Origin of the sequence: Pseudomonas sp. MRSN 12121, assembly GCF_000931465.1 — a bacterium.
Lineage (GTDB): Bacteria > Pseudomonadota > Gammaproteobacteria > Pseudomonadales > Pseudomonadaceae > Aquipseudomonas.
Map to the genome: position 1 here is coordinate 3,738,340 of NZ_CP010892.1, position 18,740 is coordinate 3,757,079.

17 protein-coding genes are annotated in these 18,740 nt (G+C 64.8%); 11 read left to right on the forward strand and 6 right to left on the reverse strand.

Annotation, left to right across the window (positions count from 1 at the left end):
- The first annotated feature begins 1 nt into the window (after position 1).
- Genes TO66_RS16895 through TO66_RS16920 form a run of 6 tightly spaced genes read left to right on the forward strand, consistent with a single transcriptional unit; the run spans position 2 to position 4,932 of the window.
- On the forward strand, positions 2–328 hold the full coding sequence (locus TO66_RS16895; protein ID WP_006378798.1) for a hypothetical protein: 327 nt from the start codon (positions 2–4) through the stop codon (positions 326–328).
- Positions 325–1,692: a P-type conjugative transfer protein TrbL gene (gene trbL, locus TO66_RS16900; protein ID WP_006378795.1), complete on the forward strand. Its 1,368-nt coding sequence runs from the start codon at positions 325–327 to the stop codon at positions 1,690–1,692. Before TO66_RS16895 ends, trbL begins: the two co-directional genes overlap by 4 nt.
- An 18-nt stretch (positions 1,693–1,710) precedes the next feature.
- Positions 1,711–2,415 carry a conjugal transfer protein TrbF gene (gene trbF, locus TO66_RS16905; RefSeq protein WP_006378793.1) on the forward strand — a complete coding sequence of 235 codons (705 nt, stop codon included), beginning with the start codon at positions 1,711–1,713 and terminating at the stop codon, positions 2,413–2,415.
- Positions 2,412–3,404 carry a P-type conjugative transfer protein TrbG gene (gene trbG / locus TO66_RS16910; RefSeq protein WP_016487821.1) on the forward strand — a complete coding sequence of 331 codons (993 nt, stop codon included), beginning with the start codon at positions 2,412–2,414 and terminating at the stop codon, positions 3,402–3,404. The genes trbF and trbG overlap by 4 nt, the downstream gene beginning before the upstream one ends.
- Positions 3,405–3,406: 2 nt before the next feature.
- The gene (locus TO66_RS16915) at positions 3,407–4,690 is read left to right on the forward strand and encodes a TrbI/VirB10 family protein (RefSeq protein ID WP_016487820.1); all 1,284 of its coding nucleotides are present in this window, start codon (positions 3,407–3,409) and stop codon (positions 4,688–4,690) included.
- On the forward strand, positions 4,687–4,932 hold the full coding sequence (locus TO66_RS16920; protein WP_006378741.1) for a DUF2274 domain-containing protein: 246 nt from the start codon (positions 4,687–4,689) through the stop codon (positions 4,930–4,932). Before TO66_RS16915 ends, TO66_RS16920 begins: the two co-directional genes overlap by 4 nt.
- A gap of 310 nt (positions 4,933–5,242) precedes the next feature.
- Here TO66_RS16920 and pgm read toward each other — a convergent pair whose 3' ends face one another.
- Together pgm and TO66_RS16930 are read right to left on the reverse strand one after the other, a co-directional pair.
- Positions 5,243–6,886 (reverse strand): phosphoglucomutase (alpha-D-glucose-1,6-bisphosphate-dependent), encoded by a 1,644-nt coding sequence (gene pgm / locus TO66_RS16925; protein ID WP_044463367.1) that lies wholly within the window; start codon positions 6,884–6,886, stop codon positions 5,243–5,245.
- Between the two features lie 227 nt (positions 6,887–7,113).
- Complete coding sequence (locus TO66_RS16930) at positions 7,114–8,136, reverse strand: zinc-dependent alcohol dehydrogenase family protein (RefSeq protein ID WP_044463368.1); 1,023 nt, start codon at positions 8,134–8,136, stop codon at positions 7,114–7,116.
- A 270-nt stretch (positions 8,137–8,406) separates the two neighbouring features.
- On the opposite strand from TO66_RS16930, the gene TO66_RS16935 reads away from it, so the two are divergent.
- The 5 genes from TO66_RS16935 to hxsA all read left to right on the forward strand — a co-directional run bounded on the left by TO66_RS16935 (position 8,407) and on the right by hxsA (position 13,131).
- Positions 8,407–9,321, forward strand: a complete 915-nt coding sequence (locus tag TO66_RS16935) for a LysR family transcriptional regulator (protein WP_044463369.1) — start codon at positions 8,407–8,409, stop codon at positions 9,319–9,321.
- A 186-nt stretch (positions 9,322–9,507) separates the two neighbouring features.
- Positions 9,508–9,807, forward strand: a complete 300-nt coding sequence (gene hxsD / locus TO66_RS16940; protein WP_044463370.1) for a His-Xaa-Ser system protein HxsD — start codon at positions 9,508–9,510, stop codon at positions 9,805–9,807.
- Positions 9,804–11,291, forward strand: a complete 1,488-nt coding sequence (hxsB, locus tag TO66_RS16945; protein WP_044463371.1) for a His-Xaa-Ser system radical SAM maturase HxsB — start codon at positions 9,804–9,806, stop codon at positions 11,289–11,291. Before hxsD ends, hxsB begins: the two co-directional genes overlap by 4 nt.
- Positions 11,291–12,526 carry a His-Xaa-Ser system radical SAM maturase HxsC gene (gene hxsC / locus TO66_RS16950; RefSeq protein WP_044463372.1) on the forward strand — a complete coding sequence of 412 codons (1,236 nt, stop codon included), beginning with the start codon at positions 11,291–11,293 and terminating at the stop codon, positions 12,524–12,526. The genes hxsB and hxsC overlap by 1 nt, the downstream gene beginning before the upstream one ends.
- Entirely contained in the window at positions 12,523–13,131 is a 609-nt protein-coding gene (hxsA, locus tag TO66_RS16955; protein WP_044463373.1) for a His-Xaa-Ser repeat protein HxsA, read from the forward strand. The genes hxsC and hxsA overlap by 4 nt, the downstream gene beginning before the upstream one ends.
- 422 nt (positions 13,132–13,553) lie before the next feature.
- Here hxsA and TO66_RS16960 read toward each other — a convergent pair whose 3' ends face one another.
- Genes TO66_RS16960 through TO66_RS16975 form a run of 4 tightly spaced genes read right to left on the reverse strand, consistent with a single transcriptional unit; the run spans position 13,554 to position 18,666 of the window.
- On the reverse strand, positions 13,554–14,780 hold the full coding sequence (locus TO66_RS16960; protein ID WP_044463374.1) for a RhtX/FptX family siderophore transporter: 1,227 nt from the start codon (positions 14,778–14,780) through the stop codon (positions 13,554–13,556).
- Positions 14,781–14,792: 12 nt separating this feature from the next.
- Positions 14,793–16,295, reverse strand: a complete 1,503-nt coding sequence (locus TO66_RS16965; protein ID WP_044463375.1) for a PepSY domain-containing protein — start codon at positions 16,293–16,295, stop codon at positions 14,793–14,795.
- Positions 16,292–16,573: a hypothetical protein gene (locus TO66_RS16970; protein ID WP_044463376.1), complete on the reverse strand. Its 282-nt coding sequence runs from the start codon at positions 16,571–16,573 to the stop codon at positions 16,292–16,294. Before TO66_RS16970 ends, TO66_RS16965 begins: the two co-directional genes overlap by 4 nt.
- A complete protein-coding gene (locus TO66_RS16975) occupies positions 16,573–18,666 on the reverse strand; it encodes a TonB-dependent siderophore receptor (protein WP_082061105.1) in 2,094 nt (697 codons plus the stop codon). The genes TO66_RS16970 and TO66_RS16975 overlap by 1 nt, the downstream gene beginning before the upstream one ends.
- Positions 18,667–18,740: the final 74 nt, after the last annotated feature.

Sequence of the window (18,740 nt, forward strand, 5' to 3'; positions counted from 1 at the left end):
CATGCGATGCGCTTCCGTCCTGCTGGCCGTGCTGCTGACCGCGTGCGGCCAGCAGCCGGCCGAGAACCTGGCCGACGCCCTGGCCGCAGATCCGGTGCGGCTCAAGGCGTTGCGCGGGCAATGCGCGGTCGACCGGCAGGCCATGGGCGAGGATGCCTGCCGCGCCGCCGCCGAAGCCTTCCGGCGGCGCTTCTTCGCCGGCCATACCGGGCCGGATGAATACAACTCGCTGGCTGAACTCCCGCCGATTCCGCCGAGCTTCGATACGCCCGCAGATGAATTGCCAGAGGGCGCCGTTCCGCTCACTCCGCCCGAGGATTCGCCATGAACGACGTGACCATCATCGACCGTTTCCTCGATACGTTCTCGCGCTACATCGACTCGGGCTTCGGCTTATTGCAGGGCGAAGTGGCATTTCTCACCGCCACGCTCATCGTCATCGACATGACGATCGCTGGCCTGTATTGGGCCATGAGCCACGCCACCGGCCAGGGCGACGACGTGATCGCCAAGCTGCTGCGCAAGGTGCTCTATGTCGGCGCGTTCGCCTACATCATCGGCAACTTCAACTGGCTGGCGAGCATCGTGTTCCGCTCGTTCGCCGGCTTGGGAATCACCGCTACCGGCTCGGCCATCACGATGGAGAACTTTCTTCAGCCGGGCCGGCTGGCGAAGACCGGCATCGACGCAGCCGCGCCGATTCTGGAACAGATCGGGGACATGGCTGGGTTCCCCGAGGTGTTCGTGAACATCGACCCTATCGTGGTTCTGTTCATCGCCTGGCTGGTGGTGATCCTCTGCTTCTTCGTGCTGGCCGTACAGCTTTTCATCACGCTGATCGAGTTCAAACTGACTACGCTCGCCGGCTTCGTCTTGATCCCGTTTGCACTCTGGAACAAGACCTCGTTCCTCGCGGAAAAGGTGCTAGGCAACGTGGTGTCGTCAGGCATCAAGGTCTTGGTGCTGGCCGTCATCGTCGGCATTGGTTCCGGGCTGTTTGCCGAGTTCCAGGTACATCCCGACGAACCATCAATCGACCACGCGCTGGTCGTGATGCTGGCCTCGCTCGCGCTGCTGGCGCTGGGCATTTTCGGCCCCGGTATCGCCACCGGCCTGGTGTCCGGTGCGCCACAGCTTGGTGCGGGCGCGATGGCTGGTGCTGCGGTCGGGGCTGTCGGCACCGGCGTTGCCATCGGAGCCGCCGCAACGGGAGTGGGCGGCGCCGTCATGGCTGGGGCACGAATGGCCCCGGCGGCCGCAAAGCTGGCCGGTGCCGGCGCGCGTGCCGCGACTTCGGCGGCCGGCAGTGCCCGATCGGCGTTCCAGGCCGGTTCCGCTGCGGCCGGCGGCGGTGCCAAGGGCGCGGCGGCTGGCCTCGGCAATGTCGCCAAGACCGGCGCACAAGCCGCAGGCCGCAGCGTCACCTCTGGTGCTTCCGCTGTTGGGCAGAAGGTGGCCGACTCCTTCCGCGCTGGCTGGAACGGCACAGAAGCCGGCAGCGACGGTGCTGGCCGCGGCCAGACCGCAGACGGCACCGCAGGCTCGCAGAAGCAAGAGCAACCGGCCTGGGCCAAGCGGATGCACCGCCGCCAGCAGGCTACCCATGCCGCGACCACTGCCGCCCACACGCTGCGCGGGGGCGACGGCGGCGGCTCCGGGCAAGGCCCGAGCCTGCGGGATTCCGATACCTAACCTTCAAGGAGAACACCCATGCGATTCAAACGACCGCAGGTGCGCTACGCCGATACGCCGCAGCCTGCCACCCCGTATCAAGCCGCCGCCCAGGTGTGGGACGACCGTATCGGCTCCGCCCGCGTGCAGGCGAAGAATTGGCGCCTGATGGCCTTCGGCTGCCTAGTGCTCGCGCTGTTGATGGCCGGCGGCCTGGTGTGGCGCTCGGCGCAGTCCATCGTGACGCCCTATGTCATCGAGGTCGATCAGGCCGGGCAGGTGCGCGCTGTAGGTAAGGCCGCTACGCCGTATCGGCCCGGCGACGCGCAGATCGCGCACCACCTGGCGCGCTTCGTGACGCTGGTTCGCTCGCTGTCCATCGACCCCATCGTGGTGCGGCAGAACTGGCTCGATGCCTACGACTACACCACCGACAAGGGCGCGGCGGTGCTCAACGACTACGCCCGCACCAATGACCCATTCGCCCGCATCGGCAAGGAATCGGTAACGGTGCAAATCACCAGCGTGGTTCGCGCCAGCGACACGTCTTTCAACGTGCGCTGGACAGAGCAGCGCTATGTCAACGGTGCGCCCGCCGGCACCGAACGCTGGAACGCCGTGCTTTCGACCGTCCTGCAAACCCCGCGTACTGAACAGCGCTTGCGCAAGAACCCATTGGGTATCTACGTCAACGGCCTGTCATGGAGCCGCGAACTGGATTCTTCCGAAGGAGCCAAACCATGAAACTTCGTTTCTGCCTTTACGTTTTTCCTTTGACGCTGCTGGCCCTCGCGGGCTGCGCCTCGCAGGGCAAGCCGCCGCCGTCCATCTCGCTCGACGAGCCGGTGCTGGCCCAGCCATTGCCCGAACCGCCCAAGCCCGTCGAAGTCGTCGCCGTCCCTGAACCGCTGGCGCTGCCGGCGCAGTTGAAGCCGCTGCCGGAACTCGATGAGGCCCCCGTTGCGCCGGAGCCGGCCGACGAAAAGGTGCGCGTTTCCCGTGCCAATGCAGAAGCGCGTATCGCGCCTACCCGTGAGGGCTACGTCAACGCGATTCAGGTGTGGCCGTTCACCGATGGCGCGCTTTATCAGGTCTATGCGTCGCCGGGGCGCGTGACGGTGGTTTCGCTTCAACCGGGCGAGGAACTGGTGACGGTCGCCGCCGGCGATACCGTGCGCTGGATCGTGGGCGACACGTCCAGCGGCGGCGGGGCCGATCTGCGCGTCAATGTGCTGGTCAAGCCCATCCGTTCCGGCCTGAAAACCAATCTCGTCATCACCACCAGTCGGCGCACCTACCTGCTGGAGCTGACCTCGACCGAGAAGGCATGGATGGCGTCGGTATCCTGGGACTACCCGAAAGACCGGATGCTCGCGTTGCAGCGCCAGGCGCAGGCTGCGCAGGCGACAACGCCTGTCGATACGGGCCTGTCGCTGGACAAGATCCGCTTCCGCTACGCGGTATCGGGCAGCAACCCGCCGTGGAAGCCGCTACGCGCCTTCGATGATGGAGAGAAGGTCTATATCCAGTTTCCGGCGGGCATCGCCCAGGGCGAGTTGCCGCCGCTGTTTGTCATCGGCGCGCAGGGCGACGGGCAATTGGTGAACTACCGTTTCCGCGCGCCGTACTACGTCGTGGATCGCCTGTTCGGCGCGGCCGAACTGCGGCTGGGCGGCGACGGCGGCGACGTGGTGCGGATCGAGCGCACCGATGGCGTTGCGCGGAGGAACTGACCATGAGCCAGGATGACACTCCCGACCTTGCCGCGCCGCAGGCGGCGGGCAAGATCGCTCCCGAGGCGGTCGCGCTTCGCGCCCAGCCGCGCCCGGTCACGCGCCTGAATCGGCGCACGCTGGCCATCCTCGCCGGCGTCCTGGCGGTGGCCGTGCTCGGCGCGGTGATGTGGTCGCTGCAACCTCAGCGGCGCGGTGCGGGCGAGCAGACCGAGCTTTACAACGTCGATCGTGTCTCGAAGTCTGAAGGACTGGATGCGCTGCCGACGGACTACTCCAAGCTGCCGCCGGCGTTGCCGCCTGCCGTTCCCGAACTGGGGCCGCCGCTGCCGGGCGATCTTGGCCCGGCCATCGTGAAGTCGCAGCAGCCGGCGACGGCCGCCTACGCGGCCCCCGGCCACGACCCGAACGATGCTCTGCGCAAAGAAGCCGAAGCGGCCGCGGCCTCGTCCGTGTTCTTCCGCTCGGGAGGGCAGAATGCGGCGCCGGTGGCGCAGACACAGGTGGCCGCTGCGCCGGGCTTCGCCGCCAATGCGGTGTTTGACCCGCTGGCGGCCGGGCCGGTCTCCACGGCGGCCCAGCCTGCTGACCCGACAGCGGTGCAAAACCGGCAAGACCATAAAGAGGCTTTCTTGAAAGGTGGCTCCACTGAAACCCGTAATTCCGGCAATCTGACCCTGCCAACTTCGCCGTATCAGGTCATGGCCGGAACGGTGGTCGCAGGTGCCTTGGTGACGGGGATTAAGTCGGACTTGCCCGGCGACGTGATCGCCACGGTGACGGAGCCGGTCTATGACACAGCCTCCGGGCGCTTCCTGCTGATTCCGCAGGGTTCGCGCATCCTGGGCAAATACAACAGCCAGGTCAGCTACGGGCAGAGCCGCGTTCAAGTCGTCTGGAACCGGATCATCCTGCCGGACACGTCTTCGCTCACGCTCGACAACCTGGCCGGCACCGACCCAGCCGGCTATGCCGGGCTGGAGGACGATGTGGACTACCACTGGGGCCGCATCTTTGCCGGTGCGGCACTCACCACGCTGCTGGGCGTCGGTGCCGAGCTGGCCGCGCCGGAGAACCGGCAGGATGGTGATCGCGTCATCATCGCTGGGCGCGACAGCGCGCAGGACAGCATCAATCAGGTCGGCCAGGAGATGACCCGGCGCAACCTCAACATCCAGCCGACCTTAACGCAACGGCCGGGCCTGCCGGTTCGCATCATCGTCAACCGGGATCTGGTGCTGCGGCGGTACCAGCCGCTGTTCTTCAACCGGGGGACTTCACGATGAGCACGACCAAGAAGCTGCGGCTCGGCCCGCTGCCGAAGACCGAGAGCACCAAGCTGACTTTCGTTTGCCCGACCAGCTTGAAAGCCGACCTCGACCGCTACGCCGCGCTACACGCGCAGGCGTATGGCGAGGCCGTTGATGCGGCGACGCTGATCCCGCATATGCTGGAAGCGTTCATGGCGGGGGATCGAGGATTCAGGAAGGGCACGGCGACCCGCAGCACACCACCGAAGCCGCCATGATTGCACCGCATGCTATTCAACGGCATCCATCGAACGCGCAGCCCAGGCTGCGCGTTCTTCATTCTGGATGCCGCCGAGCCTGTTGGGCTATGATGATGCGACAGGCCCGCCGTTCCTCGGCAATCCAGCACTACACAGTGCGATGCGGCTTTCTCTCCCAACGCTCCTATGTCGCTCCTAGCCGACAACGCCGCTCTTCTTCTAAGCGGCCCCGAAAGGAGCTAACCTACTGTCCCATATACGGTTTCAAGTCCTTCTTGATTTGCGCGAAAGACTTGACACCGGCACTTTTTTGTCCGGCTTGCCTGGATCAGCCGCCGATCGCGCCATCCACCAGGGTCTGGGCTTCCTGCACCAGTTGCTGGAGGTGATCGTCGCCGATAAAGCTCTCGGCGTAGATCTTGTAGATGTCCTCGGTGCCCGATGGGCGCGCGGCGAACCAGCCGTTCTCGGTCATGACCTTGAGGCCGCCGATCGCCTGGTCGTTGCCCGGCGCATGGCTGAGGATCTTCTGGATGCTTTCGCCGGCCAACTGGGTCGAAGTCACCTGGTCCGGCGACAGCTTGCCGAGCAGCGCCTTCTGCTGCGGGTTGGCCTTGGCGTCCACGCGCACCGAGAACGGCTCGCCCAGTTCGTCGCACAGCGCACGATAGGCCTGGCTCGGGTCGCGACCGGTGCGCGCGGTCATTTCCGCCGCCAGCAGGGCCGGGATCAGGCCATCCTTGTCGGTGCTCCAGACGCCGCCGTCCTTGCGCAGGAACGAAGCGCCGGCGCTTTCCTCACCGCCAAAGCCGAGGGAGCCATCGAACAGGCCGTCGGCGAACCACTTGAAGCCTACCGGTACTTCGTACAGGCGCCGGCCCAGGCGCGCGGCCACACGGTCGATCAAGCCGCTGCTGACCACGGTCTTGCCCACAGCCGCGTCGGCGCGCCATTGCGGACGGTTCTGGAACAGGTAGTCGATGGACACCGCCAGGTAGTTGTTCGGCGCCAGCAGGCCGCCGCTCGGGGTCACGATGCCATGGCGATCGTGGTCCGGGTCGCAGCCGAAGGCCACGTCGAAACGATCCTTCAGGCCGATCAGGCCCTGCATCGCATGGCTCGACGACGGGTCCATGCGGATCTGCCCGTCCCAGTCGACGGACATGAAGCGGAAGGTGGCGTCGACTTGTTTGTTGACCACGTCCAGGTCGAGGCGATAGTGCTCGGCGATCGCCGACCAGTAGCGCACCCCCGCTCCGCCCAGCGGATCGACGCCCAGGCGCAGCTTGGCATTGCGGATGGCGTCCAGGTCAATGACGTTGATCAGGTCGGCGACATAGCTGTTGAGGTAGTCATGACGATGAGTGGTGTCGGCTTTCAGCGCCTGCTCGTAGCTGACACGCTTCACCCCGGCCAGCTTGTTGGCCAGCAGCTCGTTGGCCTTGGCCTCGATCCACTTGGTGATATGCGTGTCGGCCGGCCCGCCGTTGGTAGGGTTGTACTTGAAACCACCGCTTTGCGGCGGGTTGTGCGACGGGGTAATGACGATGCCGTCGGCCAGGCCGCTGGTGCGGCCGCGGTTGTAGCAGAGAATCGCATGGGACACCGCCGGCGTCGGGGTGTATTCATCGCCCGCGGCGATCATCACGGTCACGCCGTTGGCGGCCAGCACTTCCAGGGCGCTGGCGCCCGCCGGCGTGGACAGCGCGTGAGTGTCGATGCCGACGAACAGCGGGCCATCGATCCCCTGGGACTGGCGATACAGGCAGATCGCCTGGCTGATGGCCAGGACGTGCCATTCGTTGAAACTCAGGTCGAACGAGCTGCCACGATGCCCCGAGGTGCCGAAGGCGACACGCTGGGTGGCGATGGAGGCATCGGGCTGGCCGGTGTAGTAGGCCGTTACCAGTCGCGGAATATCGACCAGCAGTTCGGCCGGTGCCGGCTTGCCCGCAAAAGGACTGAGTGTCATGCAAAACCTCGGGAAAAGGATGGTTCGGTGAGTGCTGCGCAGTTTACTGGCAGTTTGACCACGGCGCGATGGGATCTATCCGTGACGACTCACGCAATCGGCGGGAACCCAGCCGCGCCCTTACCGACGGGCACAGGGAAGCCGCCACTAGCGAGGCAGAAACAAACAAGGGAATGGATACGCAGACAAGAACGCCAGGGTGCGCGATGCGAGCCCTGGCGTCGGGATCAGGCCGGTTCGACCTGCAAGGCGACCCGTTCGCGGCAAGGACATTCATCCATGTAGCGGTGGGCTTCGATGAACTCGTTGAACCCGAAGACCCGGGTCTTTAGCGGCAGCAGCACACGGTCCGCCGTCAGCTGGTTGATGTCGCGCAAGGCGCGCTGCAAGGCCACCTGGTCCTGGATGATGCCCAGCTCGGGCTTGCCGGTGAAGTTGCCGATGCAGTGCACGAAGAACTGGATGTTCTTCTGGAACGCGGCGCAGGCCGGGAATGGCGTCTGGTTGCCACCCTGCAGGCCATAGAGCACCAGGCTGCCGCGTGGCGCCAGGACGTCGCCGAGCAGCGACATCTGCGGGCCGCCCAGGCCATCGAAGACCACATCGACACCACGGTTGTCGGTGTATTTGTTGATCTGCATGAGCAGGTCCTGCTCTTCGGTGACGATCACTTTCTCGGCACCCAGGGACAGCAGGTTCTCCCGCTCTTCAGCGGTCTTGGTCGCGGCGATCACCCGCACGCCCAGCGCCTTGCCCAGCTGGACGAAGGACGGGCCGGCACAGTGGCTGGCGTCGGTGACCAGGGCGAACTGCCCGGGCTTGACCCGCGCCAGGTCGACATAGGCGAAGTACGCCACCAGCAGCGGCGTGTAGTGCACGGCGGCTTCGATCGGGCTGAGGATGTCGGGGTAGCGGGTCAGCGCCGAGCGCGGCAGGACGATCTGCTCGCCGTAGACCGGGTAATCGTTGGGGCTTTCGGCCGGGAAACTGGCAACCTTGTCGCCAATGGCCAGGTCGTCGACGCCTTCGCCGACGGCGGTCACCACGCCGGCCATCTCATGGCCGAGGCCGGAAGGCAGGCGGGCATGGGAAGACGCCAGGTTCTGGCGCCAGAGTACGTCGTACCAACTGATGCCGATCGCTTCGACACGTACCTGCACTTCGCCTGGCGCAGGCAAAGCGGCCGCATGCTCTTCGCACTTGAGCACCTCGGCCGGACCAAACTTGTGAAAACGGATCGTGCGGGACATCGCAAACCTCGTCAAAGTAACCTCTAATGCCCTGAACTCTATCTGGGCTTTCTGACCAAGACCATCAGTGGCTATTAATAGTCGACATGCCTGTCATTGATTCCGCGACAGCGGCAACCGCGATAAACCGCGTGCCAGAGCGAAGGGGTTCCTTACAGGAAAAAACAATTAGCCGGTGCAGAGTAGCAGCCTTTCCCCGTAAGATTCATGCCGGCCATTGTTCTCATATGGCTGCTCTCGTCAAGTTTGCTGACTCTGCCAGGACTCAAGATGAATCGTAATGACCTGCGTCGTGTCGACCTGAACCTGTTGATCGTATTTGAAACATTGATGCACGAACGCAGCGTGACCCGGGCGGCGGAGAAACTCTTCCTCGGCCAGCCGGCCATCAGCGCGGCCCTGTCGCGCCTGCGCAGCCTGTTCGACGACCCGCTGTTCGTGCGCACCGGGCGCAGCATGGAACCCTCGGCCCGGGCCATGGAAATCTTCGCCCTGCTCTCGCCCGCCCTGGACTCGATCTCCACCGCGGTCAGCCGCGCGGCCGAGTTCGACCCGGCGACCAGCACCGCGGTGTTCCGGATCGGCCTGTCCGACGACGCCGAATTCGCCCTGCTGCCGCTGCTGCTCAAGCGCCTGCGCGCCGAAGCACCGGGGATCGTGCTGGTGGTGCGCCGCGCCAACTACCTGCTGATGCCGGCCCTGCTGGCGTCCGGGGAAATCTCCATCGGCGTCAGCTACACCCAGGACCTGCCGGCCAACGCCAAGCGCAAGGTGCTGCGGCGCAGCCTGCCCAAGCTGCTGCGGGCCGACAGCATGCCCGGCGCCCTGAGCCTCGATGACTTCTGCGCCCGTCCCCACGCGCTGGTGTCGTTCGCCGGCGACCTCAGCGGCTTTATCGACGAAGAACTGGAAAAACTCGGGCGCAAGCGCCACGTGGTGCTCGCGGTGCCGCAGTTCAACGGCCTGAGCACCCTGCTCACCGGCACCGACATCATCGCCACCGTGCCGGACTACACCGCCGACGCCCTGACCGCCGCCGGCGGCGTGCGCGCCGAAGACCCACCCCTGCCGACCCGCAGCTTCGAACTGCACATGGCCTGGCGCGGCTCCCAGGACAACGACCCCGGCGAACGCTGGCTGCGCTCGCGGATCCAGATGTTCTTCGGCGATCCGGACAGCCTTTAGCCGTCGGCGTGCAGGCTGGGCGGCGCCGGAATTGTCGGACGGCCCCCTGCGCCACTGTTGCTGATGGCCGAGCCGCAGTGAGCGCAGAACCCGCCATGCTGCACAAACGCAAAAATTGTAATAGCACAATGCCTCAGCAACCGGCAAAATCCACACGTTCCCAATGGATTTGAAGGACCGGTTCCGATGACATGGCCCGTCACGCTGAAAATTGACAGCGCAGCGTACCCTCTCAGTGTGGTGCAACGTGCCGCTTACTCCCTGGCCGACACCGTCGCGATCCAGATCGCTATCGAAGCCAACCAGATTCGTCTCACGGCCTTCCCCGCAGAAGCAATACTGCCGCTTTCCCCGGAGCAGGCAAACTTGCAGATCCTCCAACATCTGAACGACTTCGCCCTTCGCGATCACATTGACCGCGAAACAGCGGGGCTGCGCGAAGTTCTGGCTCGAGCTGCACTCGCTGGATGTGGGATTTCCCAGTGACACTGATTGCGACAGATGCCAAGCACTACCGCTTGCTGCCTTTTCGATTCATGCGCATGAACACGGGACATGACTGTGACATCTTGCTCACCTCCGATACCGGTGAGTACATGCGCGTGAACGAAGCGCAATTACGGGCCCTCAGTTACTTCGACGCTCAAGCAGGTACGCCTTTTTACAAGGACCTGTTGGCCCGCCACTTCATCTACGAACCAGGTCGCCACAACCCGTTCCCGGAAATGGCCGCGCAGTATCGCAGCCGCAAGGACTTCCTCTTCCAGGGCCCTGCACTGCACTTGTTCGTGGTTACATTGCGCTGTAACCACACCTGTCAGTACTGCCAAGTGTCGCGGGCGCCTCTGGGAGGATCCGGACACGACCTGTCGGAAGCGGATGCACAAGCGGCAGTCGATCGCCTGTTCGAATCGAGCGCTCCCGCCCTGACTGTGGAGTTTCAGGGTGGTGAACCACTTCTGGCCTTCGAGCGCGTCCGCCAGATCGTAGAATGGGTCGTTGAAAGGAACGTGCTCGAACAACGGGATATCCAGTTCGTCATCACTACCACGCTGCACCATCTGACGGAGGAAATACTCGACTTCGCAGAACAAAATCACATCCTGTTTTCGACCTCGCTCGATGGGCCGGCGCCCTTGCACAATGCCAACCGCCCTACCCCGTCACGAGACTCCTACGAACGCACTGTAAAAGGCATCCAGTGGGTCCGTGAGCGCCTTGGCCATGATGCTGTTTCCGCACTGACCACGCTAACTTCACGAAGCCTCGAACAACCTGAAGCGATCATCGATGAGTATGTAAGCCAGAGCTTCTCCAGCATCTCGCTTCGGCCTCTGAGCCCTTATGGGTTTGCCACCAAGAGTGCCCATCGACTTGATTACTCTATTGAGCACTACCTGGCCTTCTACAAGAAGGCACTGGCCTATTTGCTGCACATCAACCAACAGGGCGTATACCTCTCAGAGAGTTATACGAGCCTGCTGCTGAAAAATATCTTGACCCCCTTCTCCTCCGGCTACGTAGACCTGCGGTCCCCTGCTGGCGCTGGCACTGCGGCGCTGGTTTACAACTATGACGGTTACGTCTATCCCTCGGACGAAGCCCGAATGCTGCTGGAAATGGGTGAAGACGGCTTGAGACTCGGCACCGTGCAGCAACCCTTGTCCGAATTACTCGCATCGCCAGTTATGAATGCGTTGCTCGCCAGTGGTGTAGCAGAGACGCTGCCGGGCTGCTCCGACTGCGCACTTGTCCCGTACTGTGGTGCTGACCCCGTCGAACACTATGCCCGCCAAGCTGACCCGATCGGACACCGAGTGTTCAGCAGCTTCTGCAAGAAGAACATGGGGCTGCTGAAGCATCTTTTCGGTCTGCTTTGCGATGGCGACGACAACGTGCAGAGGGTGCTGCTGTCTTGGTTGAACAGGCGCTCTTACAACGATGTCCGGTTCCCGGGTTACAGGGGCTGATGGCGATGCTGCGCAAAGATACCCACTTCGAAATCCATCACCTGAATGAGCCGAAACTGCTCAAGGTCATCACTCTGGATGAGTTCATCGAACAAGGCCTGGCTGTTTGCGCCGGAAGCGCTGAGTTCGGTGACCTGCTGCTTTGGCTGCCAAACGAAGAACGGCTACGGAGCCCGCATCTGCTCTCATTACCGGTGGGTGGATTCCTGATCCCGGAGCCATTGATCGGCGACTTCGACAGCGCGCGGCCACACCTGCACACCCCTAAAGATGCGGATGTCGTGCAGCCCGGCGATGTCATTGCCATCACACCAGGCAACTCGTTGGTGCGAGTGCTCTATCGACGAGGCTCAGACAGCAACCTGCTGTTCATAACCGATCGTTGCAACAGCCTCTGTCTGATGTGCTCGCAGCCGCCCAAAGATATCGATGACCGTTGGCACATCGAGGAGAACCTACGGCTGATCGACCTGATGGACCCTGGTGAGGAAAATCTGGGAATCAGCGGCGGAGAACCCACGCTATATCGTGACGGCCTGCTCGAAATCCTGGCCAAGTGCAAAGCCGTTTTGCCGCAGAAATCCATTCATGTGCTCAGCAACGGGCGTCTGTTCCAAGACCCGAGCTGGATCGCAGCACTCTCTGCCCTCGGTCACCCTCAATTGAGCTGGGGCATCCCGCTGTATGCCGACAATGCCGAAGACCATGACCATGTGGTGCAGGCTCCAGGCGCGTTCAGCGAAACCCTGCAAGGTCTTTACAACCTGGCGCGGACCAACCAGATCATCGAGATACGCGTGGTGCTCAATCGCCTGACCACGCCACGCTTGCCCGAGCTCGCCTACTACGTATTCAGGAACTTGCCCTTCGTGCGGCATGTTGCGCTGATGGGTATCGAAAGTACCGGCCTAGCCAGGAAGAACTATGAAGAACTGTGGATTGACCCACTGGACTATCAGGAGTCGTTGAGCCAGGCCGTGTATTTCCTGTTCAACCGCGGAGTACCGGTTTCGATCTACAACTTGCCCCTGTGCCTGATCCCGGCCCACCTTTCGCGTTTCTCCCGCCAGAGCATCTCGGACTGGAAGAACCTGTTCATCAATACCTGCCAGCAATGCGCTGCCGTCAAACATTGCTCTGGCTTCTTCAAATCCCACACCGACCGCTGGCAGAGCCGCGGCGTAAAACTACTATCGACCGAGGCCTTTAGCGCCTATGCAAGGAGTGCACAGTGAAATTGCTCGACCGCTGGAAAGTCCTGATCAGTGGGATCAGCTTACTGCCGATGGCAGGTACCACCCTGGCACAGGCAGGCCATCTGTCGCTAGCCGATGCGAATTGGCAACCCAACGACCAGCTACAGCCCCCCGTATTTGCCGATACGCTCAATTCACCTGATACCGTCAACATCTATGCAGCACATCGCTCGCACAGTTCACACCGGTCCCACAGTTCGCACAGTTCCCACTACAGCGGCTCGGGTGGCTATAGCGCACCTCGTTACTACAGCCCACCCGCTACCAGCACCCGAAGCTATAGCGCGCCGAGTGCTTCAAGCGGCACGTCCAGCAGCAATAGCCTTTATCAGTCGTCTGGCACCACCAGCGGGACAAGTTCGAGCACTTCAAAGAGTCGCGCGACCAATGAACAAAAAAGCAACCTGGTCACCCGTGTGCAGACCGCACTGATGGTGCGCCAGTATTACCAAGGCTCCATTGATGGGGTGATGGGCAAGGCGACACGTGGCGCGTTGATGGCCTTTCAGATGGACAGTGGGCTGGCCGTGAATGGCCGGATGGATACGCCATCGCTGAATGCGTTGGGAATCAAGATTCCATAAGTCGCTTCAGATTAAAGCTAGCGACCGCTTAGCAGCGAAGGAATTATCGGCAGTACCGAGGCCAGGCAAAAGGCCCAGGATTATGAACTGCAAGCCGAAGGCTTCAACGGCAGAGCAACGCCGCACCACTTCGAAGGCTCGAATATGCGGGAAGGTACTTGGGTAGAACACAGCGTACGCGGGATGTGGAGGATTATTGCCAAGGCGATTGATTCGCCATTGGCACCCACATAAAGAAGCTGAACTCGTGGCGGTTTGATGGGCCGCCACGGGGACCTTCACCTTAATTGACAGAACAAGATGTGTATCAAGGCGGCCAAGTACCTGCCCATATCCAGATGTTCTTTGGCGATCCGGACAGTCTCTGAAACCTGCCCTCTTTCACCACAGAGCTCCCCGCGGGAACGCTGCCACTCGCGACCCTACACCTGCGCGCTGCGCGCTGCCTGGGAACGGGCCAGGTTCGACGCCACCAGCAGGGCCAGCAGGGCCATCGCGGCGCCGGTGAGGAAGCCGCCGCTGTAGCCGACCTGGGCGGTCAGCCCGAGCAACAGCGAGGACGCGAGCATTTCGCCGAGGTCGCGGGTGCTCTGGACCGCGGTCATGTCGGTGCCGGCCTGGTCGCCCTGGGCGGCGAAGGCCATGGATGCGGTCATGATCGCCACCGAGGTGGCGCCGGTGGCGAACGAGCCCAGGCCGACCGCCAGCCCGATCAGGACGATGTGCGGCGCCACCGCGCCCGAAGCCTGCAGCAGCCAGGTGAGCGCGGCGATGGCGGCCATGCCCACCGCGAGCATGAAGGCTGGCCACAAGCCCAGGCCCCGGATCAGCCAGGCGCCGCCCCCGCAGCCCAGGACGATGGTCACGATGCCGCCGCTGATGCCCAGTTGACCGATGGCCTGCAAGGACCAGCCGGCATCGTTGAGAAACAGTTTCGACAAGCCGAACCCCGAGACCGAAGTCATCGCCGAGAGCAACGCCAGTAGCACCAGCGCCAGGGCCTTCGGCCGCTTGATGAAGCGCAGCAGGCTGGCGTGCGCCACGTCCCGCCGGGTCGGCCCGGCTGTCGCGGCGTTGAGCCAGCCGACGCAGCCCAGGCTCGCCAGCGGCACCAGCGCCAGCAGGCCGAAGGCGCTGCCCTGCCCCAGGTAGCCGCTGAGCAGCAAGGCCCCGGCGGCGCCGACGAAGAAACCGACCATGGTGCCGCCGACCTGGATCGCGTTGATCCGCGCCAGCAGTTCGCCGCTGAAATACTCGGCGGCCATGCCGTCGGTCGCGATGTCCTGGGTGGCGCTGGCCAGCGAGGCGAGGATCAGCAGGCCCACGGCCCAGCCGGCGGTCTCGACGCTTAGGCCGATGATCGCCAGCGTGACCAGGCACAGCAGCACCAGCGCCTGCATCGGGATGATCCAGCTGCGGCGTCGCCCCAGCCGGCTGTTCCAGTGGTTGTCGACCACCGGCGCCCAGATGAATTTCACCACCCACGGCACGCCCACCAGCGGCAGGAAGGCCAGGGCGTGGAGCGCCGCGCCGTCGTGGCGCAGCAGGGTCGGCAAGGCGTCCATGGCGATGCCGAAGCAAATGCCCTGGGACAGGTACAACAGGGCGAACGTCAGCACCATGCGCCAATGTTTCAGTAGTTCCAGCATGCGAATCTCCAATCAGTAAACGTTGGCGTCGGCAAGCGCTGCCGAGCGGGTAATGGAAACCAGGCGCCACGCCGCCCACAGGGCGCTGGCGCCCCCCAGCGACAGCACCAGGTCGATGGGCCAGACGGCCAGGTTCAACGGGTTCAGGCTGGCGCCCAGGTGCAGCACCCCGGCGCCCAGGAACGCCAGGCCCGCCACACTCAACAACAGCGCCAGCGGTTGGCGCCGCGGCGGCAACCCGCAGGCCAGCAGCAGGCTGGCGCTCCAGCCGCCCCAGAACCAGCCGCCCAGGCCCTGGCGCGGGATCAGCCCGAGGTTGGCCAGCGCCGCGGCGCAGAGCAGCAAGGCGCAGGCCACCAGCAGCCCGCCGCAGCCACCGACCACCAGGCGCAGCAACACCTGCCAGCCGGCGCCCGCACGGGTCCGGCGCCGTTCCAGCCACAGGTACAGGCCGCTGAGCACCAGCATTGCCGCTGCCAGCGCCATGCAGAAATGCAGCGCGCGCAACAGCGGCGCGGCCCGGGGCAGCCAGCGGTAGTCGGCAAAGTGCAGTGGCTGCACGGCAATGAACGCCTGCACCCAGAAGCCGCGTCCGCTCGCACTGCTGCCGCCCAGCGGCGAGCCGTCGGCGCCGCGGTAGGCGTGGCGCTCGAACACCGCGGTACTGGGCAGCCCCGGCTGGATGCCGGCCACTTCCACCCAGGCCTGCGGCTCGCCCCAGCGGTGCAGCGCGACGCTCTGCGCGACGAAGCCCGGATGCGCCGCCGCGTCGTCGTCGAGCAAGCGATCCAGATCCAGCCCCTGCCCGGCGCCCGCCACCGGGACGACCTCGGGCGGCGCCCCCAGCAACTGCACGAACGCCTGCTGCGGAGCCCCGGGAAACGCCTGGCCGGCCAGGCCCAGGGTGCCGAGGGCGCCCAATCCGGACAGCGCCCCGGTCAGCCCGAACAACAACAGCCAGGGCCCGGCCCAGCAGCCGATCAGGCTGTGCAGGTCATGGGCCAGCAGCCGTGGCCCGCGGTCGCGGCGCAAGCGCTTGAGGTCGCGCAGGCGTCCGCTGTGCAAGGCACTGCCGGCCACGATCAGCAGCAACAGCACCACGCCGAACAGGCTGACCAGAATCCGTCCGGGAAAACCCAGGAACAGGCTCTTGTGCAGGTCGAACGGGATATCCGCGGCGTGCACCGGATCCAGTTCGCGGCCTGTGGCCGGGTCCAGCGCCAGGGAGCAGTCCTTGGGCGACGGGCAGAGTTCCACCAGCGGACGCGTGTTGTCCGGCAGGCGGATGCGCAATTCAGCCAAGGCCAGGCCCTGGCGCCGGGCGATCTCCAGCCATTCACCCAGCGGCAGCAGCGGCCCCGGGGCCAGCGCCGCCGGGCCGCGAAACCAGGTGCGCAGGTCCTCGTGGGCCATGCTCCAGGCCCCGGTCAGCAGAATCACGAACAGCAGCGCGCCGAACACACTGCCGGCGCCGGCGTGCACCCGCTGCACCAGAGCTCGCGGTGCGCCCATCATGACCAGGCCCCGTCCCACCACAGCCACGGGGCGAACAGCAGCAGTCCGACGCCCGAGCGCCAGGCCACGCGTCGGCAATCGGGCGCCAGCAGCGCCCACAGCAGCACCGCCACCAGGAACCCCAGGCCGAGGAAGACCCCGGCGTACAGACGCTCCAGCCCGCCGCCCCAGGGATAGTGCCGCGCCAGCAGCACCGCCAGTTGCAGGCTGCCGAGCACGCTGCCCGCCAGCGCCAGGGCGACGCGCAGCGGCCAGGGCCCGAGGCCCGACGTGGCCATCAGAACGTGCCCCGCAAGGTCAGGTTGAGGCTGCGCGGTTCGCCGTAGCGGTTGTTCCAGCTGGGGCCGCTCAGGCTCTGGTAATACTTGCGGTCCGCCAGGTTGTTGGCGTTGACCGAGGCGGTCCAGTGCTCGTCGAGGCGATAGGCGACGCGGGCGTTGAGCAAGGCATAGCCACCCTGCTGCAGCGACACGCCGCCCGACTGCGTGGAGAAATCGCTCTGCGCCTGCACCCCGGCGCCCACGCTCCAGCGCCGGTCCTGCCACGGCAGGTCGTACTGGCTCCACAGCCGCAGCAGGTGCCGCGGGGTGAACTCGGCATAACGCTGGCCCGAAGCGCTGTTGGTGTCCTTGAGGTATTCGGTGGTGGTGTAGGTATAACCGGCGAACAGACTCCAGTCGGGGGTGAGGTAGCCGCTGCTTTCCAGTTCGAAGCCCTGGCTGCGCACCTTGCCGCCGCTGATGTAGTAGGTGTTCGGCCCCGCGCCCGGGTGGTCGGGGTCGACCTGGGGGTTGTTTTCCAGGTCGATACGGAAGGCCGCCAGGGAGACGTTCAACCGCCCTTCCAGCAACTCGCCCTTGATCCCGGTCTCGTAGGTCTTGCCCTCCACCGGCTTGAGCAGCTCGCCGCTCCAGGTCTGCCCGGTCTGCGGCTGGTAGACCTCGGCGTAGCTGGCGTACCACGACCACTGGCGGGCGAAGTCCCAGATCAGGCCGCCGTAGGGGGTGATCTCGCGTCCCGGCTTGCGGCTGGCGCTCGGCGCATCCTGCTCCCACCAGTTGGCCCGGGCCCCCAGCACCAGGGTCAGCGGGTCCAGCAGCTTGTAGCGGGTCAGCGCGTAGACGCCCTTGGAGGTGGTGGTGGTCGAGCCCGGCGAGCTGTAGGCGCCGATACCCGGCTTGGGCACGCTGTGCGGGTCCCAGCGGTAGACATTTACCGGCACGTTCAGCGCGCTGGTGAAGTTGGCCGTGTGCTGCTCGCTTTCCCCCTGGCTGTAGTTGCTGCCCAGCAACAGTTCATGGCTGCGGCCGAACAGGGAAAACGGCCCGCTGACCGAGGCGTCGAGGCTTTTCTGGGTGCTCTCGAACTTGTACGCCTGGCCGATCAGGTGGGCACCGTCGCCGGTCAGCGGGTCGATGGCGCCGTTGGCGCCGGCATAACGCAGCCGCGAGTCGGCGTCCTGGTACTCGGCGGCGACCCTGGCTTTCCAGTCGTGGTCCAGCTGCTGTTCCAGCGATCCGAAAAAACGCCGCGTGGTCCACTGGAAGCGGTCCCAGTCGACATCCAGGTAGGTCGAGCGCGGCAGGTTCAGGTTCGAGCCGTCCTTGGCCATCGGCACCCCGGCCATGTTGGTCACCGAGTCGATGGTCTGGTACTGCGCGCCCAGGGTCAGCAGCGTGTCCGGGCTCAGGTCGAACTCGCTGATGCCGTAGAGCAGCTGGGCGTCTTGCTTACCGATGTCGTAGAAGTAGTCGCGGTCTTCATAGGCCGCGACCATCCGCCCGCGTACATTGCCGCTCTCGGTCAGCGGCCCGCCCACGTCGACCTCGCTGCGATAGCGGTCCCAGCTGCCGCCACTGAGGGTGGTGCTGGCGGCAAAGGCTTTTTGCGGACGCTTGCGCACCAGGTTGACGGTGGCCGCCGGGTTGCCGGTGCCGTGCAGCAAGCCGTTGGAGCCGCGCAGGATCTCGACCCGTTCGTACACCGCCATGTCCTGCGGCGAGCTGGCCATGTCGCCGATCAGCGCCGGCACGCCATCGAGCTCGAAAGAGTTGATCTTGAAACCGCGCACGTAATACGCGGTGGTCAGCAGCTGGAACGGCTGCACCGTGACCCCGGTGGCCTGCTGCATCACTTCGTCGAGGCTGAACAGGTTCTGCTGTTCGATGCGTTCGTGATCGATCACGCTCACCGATTGCGGGGTCTCCCGCAGCTTGAGCGGCATCTTGCCGAGGGTGGTGACACCCGGCGGAATCGCCCCGCCCGAGGTGTCCTCGCCGGCGATCTCGATATTGCCCAGTTGCAGCGAGCCGCTGGCGTCCTGCGCGGCGATGGCCTGCGCCAGCGGGTTCAGGCCCAGCACCAGGAGCATCCCCAGATGCGTCCTGGAGCGCTTCGATCCCGCCCCTGCCCTTGTTGCTCCCCGGTATGACATGGCCCCGCCCC

Excerpts from the sequence above, each read along its gene's own strand:
- TO66_RS16915 (WP_016487820.1), top strand. The coding sequence starts at position 3,407 with ATGAGCCAGGATGACACTCCCGACCTTGCCGCGCCGCAGGCGGCGGGC.
- TO66_RS16920 (WP_006378741.1), top strand. The coding sequence starts at position 4,687 with ATGAGCACGACCAAGAAGCTGCGGCTCGGCCCGCTGCCGAAGACCGAG.
- TO66_RS16895 (WP_006378798.1), top strand. The coding sequence starts at position 2 with ATGCGATGCGCTTCCGTCCTGCTGGCCGTGCTGCTGACCGCGTGCGGC.
- pgm (WP_044463367.1), bottom strand. The coding sequence starts at position 6,886 with ATGACACTCAGTCCTTTTGCGGGCAAGCCGGCACCGGCCGAACTGCTG.
- trbF (WP_006378793.1), top strand. The coding sequence starts at position 1,711 with ATGCGATTCAAACGACCGCAGGTGCGCTACGCCGATACGCCGCAGCCT.
- TO66_RS16965 (WP_044463375.1), bottom strand. The coding sequence starts at position 16,295 with ATGATGGGCGCACCGCGAGCTCTGGTGCAGCGGGTGCACGCCGGCGCC.
- trbG (WP_016487821.1), top strand. The coding sequence starts at position 2,412 with ATGAAACTTCGTTTCTGCCTTTACGTTTTTCCTTTGACGCTGCTGGCC.
- trbL (WP_006378795.1), top strand. The coding sequence starts at position 325 with ATGAACGACGTGACCATCATCGACCGTTTCCTCGATACGTTCTCGCGC.
- TO66_RS16930 (WP_044463368.1), bottom strand. The coding sequence starts at position 8,136 with ATGTCCCGCACGATCCGTTTTCACAAGTTTGGTCCGGCCGAGGTGCTC.
- TO66_RS16975 (WP_082061105.1), bottom strand. The coding sequence starts at position 18,666 with ATGCTCCTGGTGCTGGGCCTGAACCCGCTGGCGCAGGCCATCGCCGCG.
- TO66_RS16960 (WP_044463374.1), bottom strand. The coding sequence starts at position 14,780 with ATGCTGGAACTACTGAAACATTGGCGCATGGTGCTGACGTTCGCCCTG.
- TO66_RS16970 (WP_044463376.1), bottom strand. The coding sequence starts at position 16,573 with ATGGCCACGTCGGGCCTCGGGCCCTGGCCGCTGCGCGTCGCCCTGGCG.
- TO66_RS16935 (WP_044463369.1), top strand. The coding sequence starts at position 8,407 with ATGAATCGTAATGACCTGCGTCGTGTCGACCTGAACCTGTTGATCGTA.
- hxsC (WP_044463372.1), top strand. The coding sequence starts at position 11,291 with ATGGCGATGCTGCGCAAAGATACCCACTTCGAAATCCATCACCTGAAT.
- hxsD (WP_044463370.1), top strand. The coding sequence starts at position 9,508 with ATGACATGGCCCGTCACGCTGAAAATTGACAGCGCAGCGTACCCTCTC.